General features: G+C 67.4%; 23 protein-coding genes. 8 read left to right on the top strand and 15 right to left on the bottom strand.

Annotation, left to right across the window (positions count from 1 at the left end; translation table 11 throughout):
• Positions 1–17 precede the first annotated feature (17 nt).
• Entirely contained in the window at positions 18–593 is a 576-nt protein-coding gene (gene ppa, locus IE187_RS10750) for an inorganic diphosphatase (RefSeq protein WP_189676273.1), read from the top strand.
• 127 nt (positions 594–720) lie between these two features.
• Here the strand turns inward: ppa and IE187_RS10755 are convergent, their stop codons facing one another.
• The 6 genes from IE187_RS10755 to ispG are packed head-to-tail and all read right to left on the bottom strand — an operon-like array spanning position 721 to position 4,259.
• Positions 721–1,071: a TfoX/Sxy family protein gene (locus tag IE187_RS10755; protein ID WP_189676274.1), complete on the bottom strand. Its 351-nt coding sequence runs from the start codon at positions 1,069–1,071 to the stop codon at positions 721–723.
• The gene (locus tag IE187_RS10760) at positions 1,071–1,550 is read right to left on the bottom strand and encodes a GNAT family N-acetyltransferase (RefSeq protein ID WP_189676275.1); all 480 of its coding nucleotides are present in this window, start codon (positions 1,548–1,550) and stop codon (positions 1,071–1,073) included. The genes IE187_RS10755 and IE187_RS10760 overlap by 1 nt, the downstream gene beginning before the upstream one ends.
• Positions 1,547–2,455 (bottom strand): DMT family transporter, encoded by a 909-nt coding sequence (locus IE187_RS10765; protein ID WP_189676276.1) that lies wholly within the window; start codon positions 2,453–2,455, stop codon positions 1,547–1,549. The genes IE187_RS10760 and IE187_RS10765 overlap by 4 nt, the downstream gene beginning before the upstream one ends.
• A gap of 2 nt (positions 2,456–2,457) precedes the next feature.
• Positions 2,458–2,838 carry a type II toxin-antitoxin system VapC family toxin gene (locus IE187_RS10770; protein WP_189676277.1) on the bottom strand — a complete coding sequence of 127 codons (381 nt, stop codon included), beginning with the start codon at positions 2,836–2,838 and terminating at the stop codon, positions 2,458–2,460.
• Positions 2,835–3,080: an AbrB/MazE/SpoVT family DNA-binding domain-containing protein gene (locus IE187_RS10775; RefSeq protein ID WP_189676278.1), complete on the bottom strand. Its 246-nt coding sequence runs from the start codon at positions 3,078–3,080 to the stop codon at positions 2,835–2,837. Before IE187_RS10775 ends, IE187_RS10770 begins: the two co-directional genes overlap by 4 nt.
• Positions 3,081–3,116: 36 nt before the next feature.
• Positions 3,117–4,259: a flavodoxin-dependent (E)-4-hydroxy-3-methylbut-2-enyl-diphosphate synthase gene (gene ispG, locus IE187_RS10780; RefSeq protein WP_189676279.1), complete on the bottom strand. Its 1,143-nt coding sequence runs from the start codon at positions 4,257–4,259 to the stop codon at positions 3,117–3,119.
• 101 nt (positions 4,260–4,360) lie between these two features.
• Between ispG and IE187_RS10785 the strand changes: the two genes are divergently transcribed.
• From IE187_RS10785 to IE187_RS10795, 3 genes are all read left to right on the top strand, one after another.
• Positions 4,361–5,500, top strand: coding sequence for an acyltransferase family protein (locus tag IE187_RS10785; RefSeq protein WP_189676280.1), 1,140 nt, complete (start codon positions 4,361–4,363; stop codon positions 5,498–5,500).
• Positions 5,500–6,414 carry an isoaspartyl peptidase/L-asparaginase family protein gene (locus tag IE187_RS10790; protein ID WP_189676281.1) on the top strand — a complete coding sequence of 305 codons (915 nt, stop codon included), beginning with the start codon at positions 5,500–5,502 and terminating at the stop codon, positions 6,412–6,414. The genes IE187_RS10785 and IE187_RS10790 overlap by 1 nt, the downstream gene beginning before the upstream one ends.
• Positions 6,415–6,683: 269 nt before the next feature.
• Complete coding sequence (locus tag IE187_RS10795; protein ID WP_189676282.1) at positions 6,684–7,559, top strand: S1/P1 nuclease; 876 nt, start codon at positions 6,684–6,686, stop codon at positions 7,557–7,559.
• Between the two features lie 7 nt (positions 7,560–7,566).
• Here IE187_RS10795 and IE187_RS10800 read toward each other — a convergent pair whose 3' ends face one another.
• The 9 genes from IE187_RS10800 to ybgC all read right to left on the bottom strand — a co-directional run bounded on the left by IE187_RS10800 (position 7,567) and on the right by ybgC (position 13,925).
• Positions 7,567–7,836, bottom strand: coding sequence for a hypothetical protein (locus tag IE187_RS10800; RefSeq protein ID WP_189676283.1), 270 nt, complete (start codon positions 7,834–7,836; stop codon positions 7,567–7,569).
• Positions 7,823–8,038 (bottom strand): type II toxin-antitoxin system antitoxin, encoded by a 216-nt coding sequence (locus IE187_RS10805; RefSeq protein ID WP_133191566.1) that lies wholly within the window; start codon positions 8,036–8,038, stop codon positions 7,823–7,825. Before IE187_RS10805 ends, IE187_RS10800 begins: the two co-directional genes overlap by 14 nt.
• Before the next feature lie 11 nt (positions 8,039–8,049).
• Entirely contained in the window at positions 8,050–8,952 is a 903-nt protein-coding gene (locus IE187_RS10810; protein WP_189676284.1) for an SPFH domain-containing protein, read from the bottom strand.
• A gap of 275 nt (positions 8,953–9,227) precedes the next feature.
• Positions 9,228–9,734 carry a peptidoglycan-associated lipoprotein Pal gene (gene pal, locus IE187_RS10815; protein WP_133191564.1) on the bottom strand — a complete coding sequence of 169 codons (507 nt, stop codon included), beginning with the start codon at positions 9,732–9,734 and terminating at the stop codon, positions 9,228–9,230.
• A 100-nt stretch (positions 9,735–9,834) separates the two neighbouring features.
• Positions 9,835–11,259: a Tol-Pal system beta propeller repeat protein TolB gene (gene tolB / locus IE187_RS10820; RefSeq protein WP_133191563.1), complete on the bottom strand. Its 1,425-nt coding sequence runs from the start codon at positions 11,257–11,259 to the stop codon at positions 9,835–9,837.
• A 9-nt stretch (positions 11,260–11,268) separates the two neighbouring features.
• Complete coding sequence (gene tolA / locus IE187_RS10825) at positions 11,269–12,261, bottom strand: cell envelope integrity protein TolA (protein WP_189676285.1); 993 nt, start codon at positions 12,259–12,261, stop codon at positions 11,269–11,271.
• Positions 12,258–12,695, bottom strand: a complete 438-nt coding sequence (gene tolR / locus IE187_RS10830; RefSeq protein ID WP_133191561.1) for a protein TolR — start codon at positions 12,693–12,695, stop codon at positions 12,258–12,260. Before tolR ends, tolA begins: the two co-directional genes overlap by 4 nt.
• Positions 12,696–12,741: 46 nt before the next feature.
• Positions 12,742–13,431 carry a protein TolQ gene (tolQ, locus tag IE187_RS10835; protein ID WP_189676644.1) on the bottom strand — a complete coding sequence of 230 codons (690 nt, stop codon included), beginning with the start codon at positions 13,429–13,431 and terminating at the stop codon, positions 12,742–12,744.
• Between the two features lie 8 nt (positions 13,432–13,439).
• The gene (gene ybgC, locus IE187_RS10840) at positions 13,440–13,925 is read right to left on the bottom strand and encodes a tol-pal system-associated acyl-CoA thioesterase (RefSeq protein ID WP_133191559.1); all 486 of its coding nucleotides are present in this window, start codon (positions 13,923–13,925) and stop codon (positions 13,440–13,442) included.
• A 113-nt stretch (positions 13,926–14,038) separates the two neighbouring features.
• Here ybgC and IE187_RS10845 point away from each other — a divergent pair, with 113 nt between their 5' ends.
• From IE187_RS10845 to IE187_RS10860, 4 genes are read left to right on the top strand one after another with little or no spacing between them, the layout of a single operon-like run.
• Positions 14,039–14,458 (top strand): hypothetical protein, encoded by a 420-nt coding sequence (locus IE187_RS10845; RefSeq protein ID WP_133191558.1) that lies wholly within the window; start codon positions 14,039–14,041, stop codon positions 14,456–14,458.
• On the top strand, positions 14,459–14,692 hold the full coding sequence (locus tag IE187_RS10850; RefSeq protein WP_189676286.1) for a helix-turn-helix transcriptional regulator: 234 nt from the start codon (positions 14,459–14,461) through the stop codon (positions 14,690–14,692).
• A complete protein-coding gene (locus IE187_RS10855) occupies positions 14,689–15,447 on the top strand; it encodes an ABC transporter ATP-binding protein (protein WP_189676287.1) in 759 nt (252 codons plus the stop codon). The genes IE187_RS10850 and IE187_RS10855 overlap by 4 nt, the downstream gene beginning before the upstream one ends.
• An 8-nt stretch (positions 15,448–15,455) precedes the next feature.
• Positions 15,456–16,949 (top strand): hypothetical protein, encoded by a 1,494-nt coding sequence (locus tag IE187_RS10860; RefSeq protein WP_229839369.1) that lies wholly within the window; start codon positions 15,456–15,458, stop codon positions 16,947–16,949.

Raw genomic sequence — 16,949 nt, forward strand, 5'->3', positions numbered from 1 at the left:
GTAGTTAAGGACTTACTATGCGTATCGACATGATCCCGGTCGGCAAGGGCCCGCCGGACGACCTCAACGTGATCATCGAAGTTCCGACCGGCGGCGAGCCGGTCAAGTATGAGTTCGACAAGGCGTCGGGCGCGCTGTTCGTCGACCGCATCCTGCACACGCCGATGCGCTACCCGGCGAATTACGGCTTCGTGCCGCACACGCTCTCGCCCGATGGCGACCCGCTCGACGCGCTGGTCGTCGCGCGTTCGCCGTTCATCCCGGGCTGCGTCGTGCGCGCGCGGCCGATCGCGGTGTTGAACCTCGAGGACGAGGCCGGCGGCGACGAGAAGCTCGTCTGCGTGCCGGTCGATTCGACCTTCCCGTATTATTCGAACGTCAACGAGCGCGGCGACATGCCCGAGATCGTGTTCGAGCAGATCGAGCATTTCTTTACGCACTATAAGGACCTCGAAAAGAAGAAGTGGGTCCGCGTCGGCAAGTGGGGCGACCGCGACGAAGCGCGCAAGGTCGTGATCGAAGCGATCGAACGCTATGAGCAGGCCAAGAAGGCCGGCAATCCTGCACCAGGCGAAGTCGCGCAGGCGGACTGAACCGCTTGAGCCCCTCCCCTTTAGGGGAGGGGTTGGGGTGGGGCCGTCCATCGCGTCCACCGCCGACAGTCTCGGTGAGACCTCCCCCACCCCCTGCCCCTCCCCTGAAGGGGAGGGGTGGTAGCGGCTACGTCCACGCCTTCTTCACCGGCGCGCGCATGCCCGCAGCAACGCCAAGCGCCGCCCATTCGCGCAGCGCATCGGCGTCGTCATAGACATCGTCGGGCGCGCGGCGATAGTTCATCGAGCCTTCACGCCCCTCGCCCATCGTATAGCTGAAGCGCGGGCAGCCGGCGGCATCCCACACCGGATCGCTCGTCGCATCGGCCTTGATCCACAGCCCGTCCTCGACCGCGATCGCGAAGATCGTGCCGTCGAGATAGAGCGTCGCCCCGCCCATCATCGCGCGCTTGGTCACCGTGCCCATCGGTGCGAGCGCTTCCTCGATCCAGGCGATCAGGCCCGAATCGACCGGCATCAGCCCTGCCCCGCCAGCTTGGCGAGCGCATCGCCGGTGACGCGGTAGACGGTCCATTCCTCCATCGGCGCGGCGCCCATCGAGCGGTAGAACGCTATCGCCTTCTCGTTCCAGTCGAGCACCGACCATTCGAAGCGCGTGCAACCGCGCTCGACCGCGAGCTTGGCGAGATGCTGCAGCAACGCCTTGCCGACGCCCGCGCCGCGCGCCTCGGGCGTGACGTAGAGATCCTCGAGATACAGCCCGCGCCAGCCGGTCCAGGTCGAGAAATTGTGGAAGAACAGCGCCATCCCGACGGGTTTCCCGTCGAGCTCGGCGATCACCGCCTCGGCGGCCGGGTGCGGACCGAACAGCGCGTCGTGAAGCAGCGGCTCGGTCGCGACGACCTTGTCGGCGGCGCGCTCGAACTCGGCGAGCTCGCGCACGAGATGCAGGATCAGCGCGACGTCGGCGGGGGTGGAGGGACGGATTTCGATCATGCGGCAGCCTCGGTTTGTGGAGCGGGTGCGGCATGGCCGCGCACGGCGAGGACGCATCCCAGGATGATCAGCGCCGCGCCGCCCGCGGTGTAGAGCGAGACGGTCTCGTGGAAAACCCACCAGCCGAACAGCGACGCCCAGACGAAAGCGGTATATTCGACAGGTGCCAGCACCTGCGCCTCGGCATGGCTGTACGCCCAGGCGAGCGCCATCGCCGAAAGCGACCCGAGCACCGCCGCCACGCCGATCGACGGAAGCTGCGCTGTGGTCGGCAGCCCGGCGAACCACGGCGCGCCGAGCAGCAGCAGCCCCCCAAGCACGACGCTGGTGAACAGTGCGACCTCGAGCGGATCGGCGACCTGCGCCTGCTGGCGTAGCAGGATCAGGCTGTAGGCGTAGAAGATCGACGCGGCGAAGATCGCGAGCGAGCCGAGCACATGGGCGGTCGAGGCATGCCCCTGCACCTCCCCTGCGGCGATCACCAGCACGCCCAGACTCGCGACGATCGACCCGAGGATCGCCGCACGCCGGATCGTCTCGCCAAGCAGGGCAGCCGCGAAATAGAGCGCGATCAGCGGCGCGAGAAAGGTCAGCGCCACTCCCTGTGCCATCGGCACGCGCACGAGGCCCCAGAAGAAGAGCAGCACCGAGAAGCCCGCCGTAGCGCCGCGCAGCGCGTGCAGCTTGAGCGCCGCGCGCCCCGGAAACGGCCGGCGCCGCAGCACGAAGATCGTCCCGAGCAACGCCACGCCGACGACCGAGCGCCACAGCACCGCCGAATAGGCGCCGCTGGTAATGCTCAGCCCTTTCATCAGCACATCCATCGCCGAATAGGTCGCGATGCCGGCGGCGGCGACAGCGAAAGCGAGCGCCGCACCCACCTTCTTCGGTGTTGGCACACGCATGTTCAGCGGATCAAACGAAGTTCGAGACCGATATCGACGCCGGCGAGTCGACGGTCTCCGGTATAGACGGTCGCGCGCCGCTCGGCGGCGAGCGCCAGACAGGCGCGATCGCCGAGCGAAATACCCGCCGCCTTGGTTGCGGGACGCAAATCGGCCGCAGCGATCGCGTCATCCATCGTAAAAGGAACGACTTCGATCTCAAGACCCTTCAGCAATGCGAGTACGCGCTGTGTCTGATGGCCCTTGTCTGCCGCACGCTGGAACGTCTCCGACGCGTTCACCGCCGAGAGCGCGCTCCCGCGCATCACCGGGATCACGATCTCCGCGCCGGGTTCATCCAACAGCACCGCGAGAATTGCTGACGCATCGAGAACGACGCTCATTCCTCGCGCCAGTCGCTCGCACGCTCACGCAAGAACTGATCCACGGAATAGTCGTCACCGGTCATCTCGCGGAACGCCTGCTGCGCCTCCCGGACTACCTGCCCGTAGGTTTTCAGCGATATCCCGCCATCGTCGCTCTTGGCGAGCACGAGCGAGTCACCGTCCGCAATCCCCAAGTCGCGGCGCAACTCCGCCGGGATAACGATCTTGCCGCCAGCGATCACTTTGGCATGATAGGTCATGTCAGGCCTCCCGAGACCTGACACATATCACAAGACCTATTCCGCCGCCACAGCCACCGGCGCCGCCGCCGCCAGCGCCGCATCATGCGCCTCGATCGACGCGGCCTTTTCCTCGACCAGCTTGACGATGTGCTCGAGCATGTCCTCGGAATTGACCGTGTGATCGGTCACGCCCGACAGATACACCATATGCTTGCCGTTGCCGCCGCCGGTCAGCCCGATATCGGTCTCGCGCGCTTCGCCCGGGCCGTTGACGACGCAGCCGAGCACCGACAGCGACATCGGCGTACGGATATGCTGGAGCCGCTCTTCCAGAGCCTGCACGGTGCGGATCACGTCGAACCCTTGGCGCGCGCACGACGGGCATGACACGACGCGCACGCCGCGGTTGCGGATGCCGAGTGCTTTCAGGATCTCGAAGCCGACGCGGACCTCGTCCTCGGGCTCGGCCGAGAGCGAGACGCGGATCGTGTCGCCGATGCCGTACCACAGCAGCGAGCCGATCCCGATCGACGATTTGACGGTGCCGCCGACGAACCCGCCGGCCTCGGTAATGCCGAGATGCAGCGGGCAATCGACCTGTTCGGCGAGCTGCTGATACGCCGCCACCGCGAGGAAGAAGTCCGACGCCTTCACCGCGACCTTGAACTCGTGGAAGTCATGGTCCTGCAGGATCTTGATATGGTCCATCGCCGATTCGACCAGCGCGTCGGGACATGGCTCGCCGTACTTTTCGAGCAGATGCTTTTCCAACGACCCGCCATTGACGCCGATGCGGATCGCGCAGCCGTTCGACTTGGCCGCGTCGATCACTTCCTTGACGCGGGCGGGCGAGCCGATGTTGCCGGGGTTGATGCGCAGGCACGCCGCACCCGCATCGGCGGCTTCGAGCGCGCGCTTGTAGTGGAAATGGATGTCGGCGACGATCGGCACGCGGCTGGCGCGGACGATCTGCTTCAACGCTGCGGTGCTCTCCACGTCGGGGCACGACACGCGAATGATGTCGACGCCGGCATCCTCGCAGCGGCGGATCTGGTCGATCGTCGCCTTGACGTCGTCGGTCGGCGTGTTGGTCATCGTCTGGACGGTGACGGGCGCGTCGCCGCCGACGGGCACGTTGCCGACCATGATCTGGCGGCTCTGACGACGGTTGATGTCGCGCCACGGGCGGAGGGACATGGAAAACTTCCTCTGGTTGGTCGCGCCCATATAGCGACGATCCGCGCCATCGGAAACCGCTAGAGTTTGCTCGATCGGGCACATCGCATTAGGGCCGCGCGATGGAACGGCATTACGGACTGGACTGGTTGCGCATCGGCGCGTTCGCGCTGCTGATCCTCTATCATATCGGCATGGTGTTCGTGCCGTGGGGATATCATGCCAAGACCGCGCAGCCGCTCGCATGGGTCGCGATCCCGATGCTCGCGGTCAACAGCTGGCGGTTGCTGCTGCTGTTCGTCGTGTCGGGCTATGCCAGCCGGGCGCTGCTGGTACGCGGGCCCGCAACCGGGCATTTCGCGGTCAACCGTACGTGGCGGCTGATCATCCCGCTCCTGTTCGGCGTGATCGTCGTGGTGCCGCTCCAGCCGTGGGTCGAGCTCATCACGCAGCACGGCTACACCCATGATTTCGCGTATTTCCTGCTCCACGATTATTTCAGCTTCCGCGTCGTCAACGGCCTCGCGCTGCCGACGTGGCAGCATCTTTGGTTCGTCGCGTATCTGTGGATCTACACGATGGTGCTGGCGGTGCTCGTCGCCGCGATGGGACAGCGCAGCCTTCAGCGCGGATTTGATCGGTTGTTCGGCGGATGGCTGGTGTGGTTGCTCCCGGCCGCCTGGCTCGTGCTGGTCAGCGCCTGGCTGTTCCCCGGGGTCGGGCCGAGCAACGATCTGGTCGGCGATTCGGTGAGTCATGTCCAATATCTGCCCGCCTTCCTGTTCGGCTTCGCGCTCGCCGGGTCGACGCCGGCGCTGGCGACGATGCGGCGATTGTGGCCATGGGCGCTGGCGATCGGAATCGCCTGCTACACGATCGTCGCAGCGACCGAGTTGCGCTGGCCGAACAGCTCGATGCCGACCTGGCCATGGGGTATCCTGTTCGCCAGCGCGCGCGCCGTGCAGGGCTGGAGCATGATCGTCGCGTTGATCGGCTTTGCCGACAGCCACCTCAACCGCGACCTGCCGTGGCGCCGCGTGCTGACCGAGGCGGTGTTCCCCTTCTACATCATTCACCAGACGATCATCGTCGGGGTCGAGGGCGCGCTCCTCCCGTTCGGCCTGCCGCGCTTCGTTGAGTTCGGCGTGCTGGTCGTGACGACGCTGGTCGGATGCTGGCTGTTTTACGCGATCGGCCGCGAAATCGGCTGGCTGCGCCCGCTGATCGGCCTGCGCCCCTTCCCCCAGACGAAAGAGACATGATGAGCTGGACCCTGATACTCCATGGCGGCGCGGGACAGATGACGCGCGACACCGTCTCGCAGGCACAGGCCGAGGGTGCGCGCGCCGCGCTCGGCCGCGCGCTCGATGCGGGCGCGGCGGTGCTGGCAGCGGACGGTGCGGCGCTCGATGCCGTCGAGGCGGCGGTGCGCGTGCTCGAGAATGATCCGCACTTCAATTCGGGGCGCGGCGCGGCGCTCACGCACGCCGGTGTCGCCGAGCTCGATGCAGCGATCATGGACGGTCGGGATCGTAATGCGGGCGCAGTGGCAGGGGTGACCGCGACACGCAATCCGGTGAGCCTTGCCCGCGCCGTCATGGCGAACAGTCCGCATGTGCTGCTGAGCGGTGCTGGGGCCGACGCGTTTTCGATGGAGCAAGGCTGCGAGCCCGCGACACAGGACTGGCTGGTCCTGCCCGAGCGGCGCGCGCAGCTCGACGAGATGCTCGAAGGCGGCGGCGCGTTCGATGTCGACATGAAATATGGCACGGTCGGCGCGGTGGCGTGCGACGTGCACGGCCATGTCGCCGCAGCGACCTCGACCGGCGGGGTAACGGGCAAGCGCTGGGGCCGGATCGGCGATTCGCCGCTGATCGGGGCGGGCACCTATGCCGATGATCGCGCAGGCGCCGTTTCGTGCACCGGATCGGGCGAATTCTTCATCCGCGCGAACGTCGCGCACGAGATTTGCGCGCGGGTGCGGCTGGCGGGCGAAACGCTGGAAGCGGCGGTCGAGACGGTGCTGGCCGAAGTAACCGCGCTCGGCGGGACCGGCGGCATCATCGTCGCGGGGCCGAAGGGCGAGGCGCTGTGGCGGTTCTCGACGCCGGGCATGTACCGCGCGCGCCTCGACTCCGCCGGGGGCCGCGAAGTCGCGGTGTTCGGCGACGAATAGCCTGCAAGGCAAAATCCTTCTTCTCCTCCGCGTCCTCCGCGCCTCTGCGCGAAAAAAGAAGATGGGTTCGCGCAGAGGCGCGGAGGACGCAGAGGCGGTTGCTTTCGCCTCTTCGTGCCTCCGCGTCTTCGCGTGAGCATCCCTTCTTTTCTCACGCGAAGGCGCGAAGGCGCGAAGAGCGGGCGTGACGGCGACGAAACTCTCGTTTCGGCATCGGACTTGCGAGACCCGCTTTCGCGGGAGGAGCAACGCCGCTAAGGCTGGAGCCCATGACCAGTCTCCGTCGCGTTCGTCCCGGCCTTGCCGTTGCCGCCACCTTGATCGTCGCGGCGACCGCGTCGCCGGCGGCGGCCTATTGGGAATATGGCCACCAGACGATCGCCCAAATCGCCGACGCGAATGTCCGCCCCAAGACGCGCCTGGCGATCCGCGCGCTGCTCGCGCATTCGGAGCTGCTCGGCACGCCCGAGTGCAAGGCCTCGACCATCTCCGACGCCGCGGTGTGGGCCGATTGCATCAAGCCGCTCAAGGGGCCCGACGGCAAATCGCGCTTCGGCTATGCCTATAGCTGGCACTATCAGGACGTGAACATCTGCCACCCGTTCGACCTCGTCGCGGCGTGCAAGGACGGCAATTGCGTCTCGACGCAGATCACCAAGGACGTCGCTGTGCTCAAGAACAAGCGCGCGCCGCTCCACGACCGCGTCGAGGCGCTCGCCTTCCTCGTCCACTTTGTCGGCGATCTCCACCAGCCGCTGCATGCCGGCGAAAAGGACGACCAGGGCGGCAACAAGGTGCTCGCCAGCTATGGCGGCTACGGCACCGCGCGGCTCAACCTGCACAGCATCTGGGACGGCTATCTCGCCGAGCGCGCGATCACCAGCGGGCCGCCGATCGTGCGCCGCTACCCGGCCGCCGTGCGCGCCAAGATCGCCGCGGGCGACGTCACCGACTGGAGCCGCGAGAGCTGGCAGGTCGCGCGCGACGTGACCTATGCGAGCGTGATGGCCGATCCCTGCGCGCCGACACCGGCGCACGTCACGATGGACGAAGCGACGATCGAGAAGGCCGTGCCGATCGCGCGGCTCGAGGTCGAGCGCGGCGGGCTGCGCCTGGCGAAACTGCTCGACCAGGCGCTCGGCTGAGGCCTGCCTAGCCCCGGATACCCCAGCGCCAGCTCCAGCCGCCCTTGGTCCTGCGCACAGCGATACCGGTGAAGACCGCGAAGAGCGCAACGCCGATCGCGATTTGCGCGATCCGCTCGTGGACGAAGCGAATATCGGCAACGAGCAACGCCGCAAACCCGATCGTCAGCGCCCAGCCCTGCCACGTCACTGGCGTCGCGCCGATGCCGAACAGCTTGGGCACGAACCAATAACCCGGCTCGGCGCGGTAATGGTCGATCACGTCACGCGTCTGCATCGTCGTCCTCCTTGGGTGGCCGCCCGCGCCGGGGCGGGTTGGGCGCTTCGAGCTTCACGCCGCGCTTGGCGAGCGCCTCGCGCAGCAGGCATTCGAACTGGGCGTTGACGCTCCTGAGATCGGCCGCCGCGATCCGCTCGACCGCCGCGTAAAGCGAAGGGTCGAGGCGAAGCGCGAACGCCTTCTTGGGAGGAGCCGCCACCGTCCAGCTCGTTACTGGTAGAGCGAGCCGGCGTTGACGACGGGCTGCGTATCGCGCTCGCCGCACAACACGACCATCAGGTTCGAGACCATCGCCGCGCGGCGCTCGTCATCGAGCTCGACGACGTTCTTCTCGCTGAGCAAGGCGAGCGCCATCTCGACCATCCCGACTGCGCCCTCGACCAAGGTCTTGCGCGCAGCGACCACCGCCTGCGCCTGCTGGCGGCGCAGCATCGCGCCGGCGATTTCCGAAGCATAAGCGAGGTGCGTAAAGCCGCATTCATCGACGGTGATCCCCGCGGTCGCGAGGCGCGCGATCAGCTCGGCGCGCAGCTCGGCGGCGACCTGGTCGTGATTGCCGCGCAGCGTCACTTCCTGATGCTCGAAATCGTCATAGGGGTAGCGCGCGCCGATCGTGCGCACCGCCGCCTCGATCTGGACGATGACGAACGCCTTATAGTCGTCGATGTCGAACAGCGCCTGCGCAGTGTCGGTGACGCGCCACACGACTTGCGCCGCGATCTCGATCGGGTTGCCGCGCAGGTCGTTCACCTTCAACCGCTCGGAGATCATGTTGTTGGCCCGCAGCGAAACCTTTTTCCGCGCGAGCCAGGGGAGCAGCCAGCGCAAGCCGGTCTTGCGATCGGTGCCCTTATACGCGCCGAACAGCGTGATCGCGGTCGCCTGGTTGGGCTGCTGCATGTAGAAACCACAGGCGACGAAGGCGATGACGAGCGCCGCGATCGCAACGAGCACGCCGCCGAGCGTCGATTCGTCCTGAAACAAGCTCGCGCCGAACAGCCCGAAGCCGAGCGCCACGAGCATCACGATCAACATCATGTACCCGCTCGACGTAGCCGCGGTGTGTTCGTGCGACAGCGTGAGTGCTGTGTTGCGTGTTGGCGACTCGACCATCAATGCCTCCCGTTAATGTGATATCATATTTATATCGGGATTTGAGGAGAGGCAAGCCTATTCCCTCGCCCGTTCAGAGAGGGAGTGTGGAGCATAGCGACGGGAGGGGTAAGGGTGACGGACATGGCAAGGGCGACGCCAGCGAAAACCGACGTCGCCCCCATCCCCATCTTCGTCACCCCGGCCCCGTGCCGGGGTCCACCGTGCCACACATTCTACGACCGTAGGGCGCGCATCCGAGTGGACCCCGGGACGAGCCCGGGGTGACGGATCTGTTAGTTCAGAACGATCGTCACCGCGCGACGGTTCTGCGCCCAGCTGGCTTCGTCCGAACCCAGCGCGATCGGGCGTTCCTTGCCGTAGCTGATCGTCGAAATCCGTCCCGGCGCGACGCCGCGTGCCGCGAGATAGTTCTTCGCCGAAAGCGCGCGACGATCGCCGAGCGCCAGATTGTATTCGCGCGTGCCCCGTTCGTCGGCATGGCCCTCGAGGCTCACCGGCGTGTTGGGATAGCGCGCCAGCCACGTCGCCTGGCTGTCGAGGATCGACCGCGCACGGTCATCGAGGCTGTAGCTGTCGAGCGCGAAATTGACGGTGTTGCTCGTCACCGACCGCTCGAAATCGGCACGCGAGCCGGGAACGATGGCGCCCTGCCCGCCCGAGCCGCTCTGATCGGTTACCGCCCCGGGCGCGGGCGGCAGCTCGGCGGGGCGCTTCTTGCTGCACGCGGTGGTCGCGAGCAAAGCGGTGGCAATCAGCAGCGTCGTGGTCAGTTTCGCCATGGCGGCTTCTCCCAGAGGTAAAAGGTCGTTTCGGGCACGGACCGAGGTAAGCCAAGGGCTTCGCCCGGTCGCAACGGTGAGTCAAACGCTTGGCTTGATATCAGGGGCGTAACGGTCCCCAGGCGGGATCGGATCCATCGAGCACCGTCGGAACGCGCCGAACATTGACCCCGGTGAGATCGACCGACCACAGATCGGCCCGCCCGCCGCCGCCCATCCCTGAGCGGAAGAACATGATGACGCGGCCGTTGGGCGACCAGCTCGGGCCCTCGTCCTGCGCGCCGTCGGTGAGCAATTGCTCGTTGCCGCCCGCGGGGCTCATCACGCCGATGCGGAACGATCCGCCGATCTTGGTATAGGCGATCAAGTTGCCGCGCGGGCTCCACACCGGGGTCGCATAGCGCCCGCTGCCGAAGCTGATGCGCTGCTGCGACGATCCGTCGGCATTCATCACATAGAGCTGCTGCGTACCCGAGCGATCGCTCTCGAACACGATTCGGCCGCCATCGGGCGAATAGGTCGCGCCGGTGTCGATCCCGGGCGAATCGGTCAGCCGCTGCGGACTGCCGCCGGTGAAGGCGACACGGTAGATGTCGGTATTGCCGCCGACCGCCATCGAGAACAGCACGAAGCGGCCATCGGGCGAGATGCGCGGCGCGAAGGTCAGGTTGGCGCTCGCCACGAGCAGCCGCGACGATCCGCTCGCCAGATCATAGACGTAGATCGCCGGGCGATCCTTGAGATAGCTCATATAGACGATCGAGCGCTGGTCGGGCGAGAAGCGCGGCGTCAGCGAGATCGCCTGGCCGTTGGTCAGGAAACGGTGGTTGCCGCCGTCCTGGTCCATGATCGCGAGCCGCTTGATGCGCTTGCCCTTGGGGCCAGTCTCCGAAATGTAGACGACGCGGCTGTCGAAATAGGGGCCTTCGCCGGTCAGCTTCGAATAGACCATGTCGGCGCATTTGTGCCCCGCGCGACGCCATTCGCTCGGCGGCACGACAAAGCCCTGCCGCGCGATCTCGGCGCGCGACGAGACGTCGTAGAGGTAGCAGCCGACCGTCAGCGTCCCGTCGCCATTGGCGCGAACGAACCCCTGGACGAGCGCCGAGGCACCTGCCGGCCCCCAGTAATCGAAGGTCGGCGCGGTCACTTCGGGATAGGCGATCGGATGGAGCGCGTCGCCGCCGAGCGGCTTGAACAGCCCCGAATTACGCAGATCGGTGGTGACGATATCGGACAATTGCCGGCCGAGTTCGTCGGTGCGACCGGCAGCCGTGCTGACCGCCTCCGACGTCGGCATCACCGGGATCGCGATGCCGAGCGGCGCCGAGACCCCGCCAACGACATCGACGACGAGCTCGCCCTGCTGCTGCGGGTTGGCCGCGCCCGCCTGCCCGCCAGCCTGCGGTGCGCTCTGCGGGCTGTTCGGGAACGGCACCGGCAGCGGCGCCGATCCCGTTTGCGCGAGGGTCGCCGCGGGGACCGCGGCCAGAGCAAGCGCGAGGATCGTCTTGGGGAGCATCATCGTCTTTCCTCAGCCGGGAAGTTTGTAGCGCAGGATAAAGGTCTTCCACCCGCGTGGCACGTCGTAAAGCTCGGGCGGCAGCCCACGCAGCGGCGCGCAGCCGGCGAAGGTCGCGATCGCGTTGCGATCGACCGTGTCGACATAGCGGCGGTTCTCGTCATCGACCCCGCCATGATCGTCCGACACGGTCGGCCGCCCAGCGAGCGACCCGTCGCGGTTGAGCGACAGCCGGATCGTCACGACGATACGCGACGCGCCGGGGCCCGGATTGACCTGCCGATCGGCGCACGGCTGGACCTGGCGGCGGATCGCCGAGCCGATGTCGGCGGCGGCCTTGGCATCCATCGTCGCGCCGGGCGCGGCTTCGGACGCCTTGGCCTTGGAGGGCGACTGCGTCAGGCCCTTGCGGAAATCATCGTCGAGCAGCGATCCGGTCGGCTTGGCCTTGGTCGCCTTTGGATTGGTACCCGTCGCCTTGGCGGTCGCCACCGCCTTGGTCGACGCCGCGCTCTTGGCGGGTGCGGCCTTCGCGGGCGCGGCCTTGGCGGGTGCCGGCTTGACAGCGGGCTTGTCGGCCGCCTCCGATTTCTCGGCGGCGGGTTTCTTGGGCGCAGGCTTGGGCTTCGGCGCGGGCTTGGGCGGCGGCACTGCGTCGGGCTTGGGCTCGGGTTTCGGCGCCGGCTTGGGTGCAGGCTTCGGCGGCGCGGGCTTGGGTACCACCGGCGCAGGCTTGGGTGGAGCCGGCTCGGGCGCGACCTCTTCCGCTTCGGGCGGCGGCGCCTCGGCGGGGGGCCCGGGATCGGGCGCGGCGGATTGCGCAGGCGGCTCAGGCGCGGCGGGTGCGGTCTGGTCGAGCGCGACGTCGTCGACCAGCGAGACTTCGATCGGCTTGTTCATCGGCGGCGGGGTAGGCGCGCTGCTCCAGGCAAGCGACAAGAGCGCGAACAACGCGACATGGCCGAGCACGGCCGCCCCGAGTCCGTATCGCTCCGATCGCGTCATTGGCCGTCCTGGCCCACCGTCACCAGCGCAACGCGGTTATAGCCGGCGCGGTTGAGCTCGCCCATCACGCGCATGACGTGCCCGTAATCGAGCTTGCGGTCGGCGCGCAGGAAGACCTGTGGCGGCTTGGCCGGATCGCCCTTGGCGGCAAGCTGGGCGAGCACGTCGGGCAGCATCGCTTCGCTGAGCGGATCCTTGTCGAGGAACAGCTTGCCCGCGCCGTCGAGCGACAGGACGAGCGGCTTCTGGTCCTGGTCGAGCGCCTTGGCGCGGCTGTCGGGCAGCGTCACGGGCACGCCTGCGGTGAGCAACGGCGCGGTGACCATGAAGATGATGAGCAGCACCAGCATCACGTCGACCAGTGGGGTGACGTTGATGTCGGCCATCGGCGCGCGACGCCCGCGGCCGCGCTGCGACGGGAGGTTCATCGACATGACTTACGCCCCTCCCGCAGGCGGGAGGGGGATTTGCCGCAGCCCCTCACCGGCGCACCTCACTCTCGAGCTGCCGGCTGAGCGTCGCGTGGAAACCGTCGGCGAAGCGGTTGAGCCGCGCCTCGATGCGGTTGATGCCATGCGAAAAGCGGTTGTACGCAATCACCGCCGGGATCGCCGCGAACAGGCCGATCGCGGTCGCGAACAGCGCCTCTGCAATGCCCGGCGCGACGACGGCAAGCGAGGTGTTCTGCGCCTGCGCGATGCCGGTGAAGCTGCGCATGATCCCCCACACCGTGCCGAACAGCCCGACGAACGGCGCGACCGAGCCGACCGTCGCGAGGATGTTCAACCGATCGGACAGCTGGTCGATCTCATTGGCGACCGCCGCGCCCATCGCCGTCGCAAGCCGCTCGCGCGTGCCGCCGCGGTCGACTTGCCCGCCGACCGTCGAACGGCGCCACTCGGCGACGCCCGCGGTGAACACGCGCGCGATCGGCAGATCGCTCTCATTGTGCAGCCGGTGGAAGGCGTCGATATCCTCGGCCTTCCAGAAATCGCGCTCGAATGCCGCGGTCTTGCGACGCGTGGCGCCGAGCCGGAAGAAGAAGCCGAGGATCACCGCCCAGGTCCACACGCTCGCCGCCAAGAGACCGATCATTACCGTCTTCACCACCCAGTCGGCCTGGAGGAACAGCGCGATCGGCGACAGCGTGGTTGCGTCGGTGTTGAGCATGATTTCGTTCACGTGGCGCTATCCCCTGATCCCATCGCGCGTTCGCCCATCGCTTGGGCAAACGCCGCGATCCATTCCTTCGGCTGGCGCAGCGGCCGGCCCGTTGTCGCGACCAAGGCCGCGGTGACGTCTGCCTCGGTGAGTATCGTCTCGCCGCGCATGACTCGTTGCTGAATATCGACCGATGCCGCGCGGACATTCTGGAGCGTCGTCAGGACGATCAGCGCGTCGTCGAGTTTGGCCGGCGCGCGATACCGGATCGCGAGCGCGGTCACCGCATAGGCTCCACCGCCGGCTTCTTGATGCGCGCGCTGGTCGATCCCGACGACGCGCAACATGTCCGAGCGCGCGCGCTCCATGTAGCGCAGGTAATTGGCGTGATAGACGATTCCCGAAAGATCGGTGTCCTCGAAATAGACGCGCAGCGGAAACCGGTGGACGGTTCCGACGATGCGGCCTTGCGCGGGCTGATCGAGGTCGCTGGCCGTCGTCATGCCCCGGCTGTTAATCTAACCGGGCAAGCGAGGGAACCCTTTACGGCGCTTGCGGCGATGTAACACTTAGGTTACATGTAACCCGTAGGTTACGACTCGAAAGGGGAATGATGATGGGAATGATCGAACTCGCCGAACGCAAGGCGCGCGCGCGCGCGCTTGGCCTATACGCCTTTGCGGGCCTCACCGTCGTGTTGCTCGGCCTCACCTTCGCGACATCGCGGGGCTCCTTCTTCCAGGGCATGTGGTTCGGCTTCACGCTCGTCTCGGTGCTCTATCTCTCGCCGCTGGTGACACGGTTGAAGAACGGCCCGCTCGCACAATTGCTCGAGGACGAGGTCACGCGCGAGCATCGCCGCGCAAGCAGTGCGATCGGCTTCTGGGCGGGCCTGCTCGCCGCCGCCGCGATGCTTGCGATCGGCGACGTTCCCGGGCTGCTCTCGGCAAGCGACAGCGCGCGGATCATCTTCACCACGGCGATCGTCGCGGCGCAGGTCCGGCTCGCGACGCTCGAACTGCAGGCCGCGCGCTGAATGGCCGAAACACTCCACAACACGCTCAAGGCCGAACGCGAACGGCTCGACCTGACGCAGGCCGCGCTTGCCGAGCGCGTCGGCGTCAGTCGCAAGACGATCAACACCGTGGAGAATGGAATCTTCGTTCCCTCGACGATTCTCGCGCTGAAACTCGCCGTCGCGCTCGATCGTCCCGTCGAAGCCCTGTTTCGGCTGGACGATCCGAGTGTATCGCCTAAACAGGACACATGAGCGATTTCTCTTCCCCTTTGGCGCTGCGGATCAGAGGCTTGGCCAAGGCGTTCGACAAGCCCGTCATCGCGGGGCTCGACCTCGATATCGCCGCGGGACAGCTTTATGCGCTGCTCGGGCCGAATGGCGCCGGGAAGACGACGACGTTGCGGATGGTCGCCGGGCTCGCCAAGCCAGACGCCGGATCAATCGAGATCTTCGGCGTCGACGCACGCCGCGATCCGCTCGGCGCCAAGGCGATCACCGCGTGGCTGCCCGACGAGCCGATGCTCTACGACAAGCTCAGCCCGCTCGAATATCTGGCCTTCGTCGCCGGGCTGTGGCGGATGGACCCGGCGCATGCCGCGCAGGAAGCCGACCGGCTGCTCCACTGGCTCGACCTGTGGGAGCAACGCGACACGCGCTGCGAAGGTTTTTCGCGCGGCATGCAGCAGAAGGTCGCGCTTGCCGGCGCGCTGATCCACGATCCCAAATTGCTGATCCTCGACGAGCCGCTGACCGGGCTCGATGCGAGCATGGCGCGCTCGGTCAAGGATGCGCTGCGCAGCGCGGTCGATGCCGGCAAGACCGTGATCGTGACGACGCACATCCTCGAGGTCGCCGAACGGATGGCCGACCGGATCGGCATCATCGGCGGCGGCAAGCTCCTCGCCGCGGGCACGCTCGACGAATTGCGCGATCGTGCGGGGACCGAGGGGATGACGCTCGAGGACACGTTCATCCGCCTGACCACGCCGGACGCCGTCGCCGCGTGAACTGGGCGATGCGTCACGTCCCGCCGGGCTCGTTCGGCTGGCTCGCGCTGAACGAAGTGCGGCTGGCGGTGCGCGCCCGCAGTTCCAGCGGGCGGCGGGGCTTGCTCGCGCGGCTCGGCGCAACGCAGGTGATCGGCTGGCTGCTGATCGCGGCATGGCTGGCGATCGGCTGCCTGATCGGCTGGGCGGCGCGCGACACCGCGATCCCCGTCCTGCCCGAACTGCGCATCGCGGCGCTTGGCGTGAGCGCGCTCATGCTGAGCTTCATGACCGCGCAAGCGGTTCTCGGCAGCCAGCGCAGCCTGTACGACACGGGCGACCTGGCTCTGCTCTTCTCGGCGCCGATCCCCGAAAGCAGCGTGCTGCTCGCCAAGATGCTCGGCATCGCCGCGACGATCGCGCTGACCTATGCCGTATTGCTGTTGCCGATCGTCGTGCCCGTCGCCGTGCTCGGTCACCCGCAGTTGTTCGGCGTGGTGGCGCTGCTCGTCGCGCTCGCCTTGACCGCGAGCGCCCTCGGGATCGCGCTGACGCTCGCTGTCGCGACGCTGGTCGGCCCACGGGCCGCGCGCACCTTCGGGCAGATCCTCGCGGCGTTGCTCGGCGGCGCGGTGTTCCTCGCCTCGCAAATCTATCCGCGCGCCGACCACAAGGGCAGCGCGATGGTCGCGCACTTCGAGCGGCTGCGTGCCAACGGGTTCGGCACGCACGGCCTGAGCAGCCTGCCGGGGCGCGCCGCGTTCGGCGATCCGCTGGCGATCGCGATCCTGCTTGGCGTCGCGCTGCTGCTGTTTGCGGGTGCGGGGCTGACGCTCCAGCGGCTGTTCCTGTCGGGCTATCAAGACGGCGGCAACCGCCTGTCGCGCAGCAAGCCGACCGGCCGCGCGAGCCAGCGGCTGTTCCATGCCGAGCTGACGCGATCGATCTTCGCCAAGGAATGGCGGCTGCTCGCGCGCGATCCCGCGCTCGCCTTCCAGATCGTGATGCGGCTGATCTACATGGCGCCGCTCGTGCTCGCGATGCTCGGCAGCCGCCATGCGGTGCCGGTGCCGCCAGCCCTCGCCTTTGCCAGCGTCCTGATCGCGAGCCAGCTCGTCGGCAGCTTTGCCTGGCTGACGGTGTCGGCGGAGGATGCGCCCGATCTGCTCGCGGTCGCGCCGGTGAGCAAGGAGCAGATCAACCGCGCGAAGCTGCTTGCGGCGTTTGCGATGGCGGCGCCGTTCGCGCTGGTGCTGCCGATCGGGCTCGCCTGGCAGACGCCGCTTGGCGCGCTGATCACCGTGATCATGACCGCGCTCGGCGGCGCGGGTGCGGGCTATGCCGAGCTCAAGCTCGGAAAGCCGAGCCAGCGCAGCAGCTTCGCGAGGCGGCGGCAAGGCGGCGTCATTGCCGGCTTGGCGTCGGTCGCGATCGCCGTGGTGTTCGGCGGCGGGGCGGCCATCGCGGTCTATCTCGTCTCGGGCGACCTCGGCGCGCTGCGCATGGTCGTCGGCCAGCGCTGA

This window comes from Sphingomonas glacialis, from assembly GCF_014653575.1.
GTDB classification, from domain to species: Bacteria; Pseudomonadota; Alphaproteobacteria; order Sphingomonadales; family Sphingomonadaceae; genus Sphingomonas; species Sphingomonas glacialis.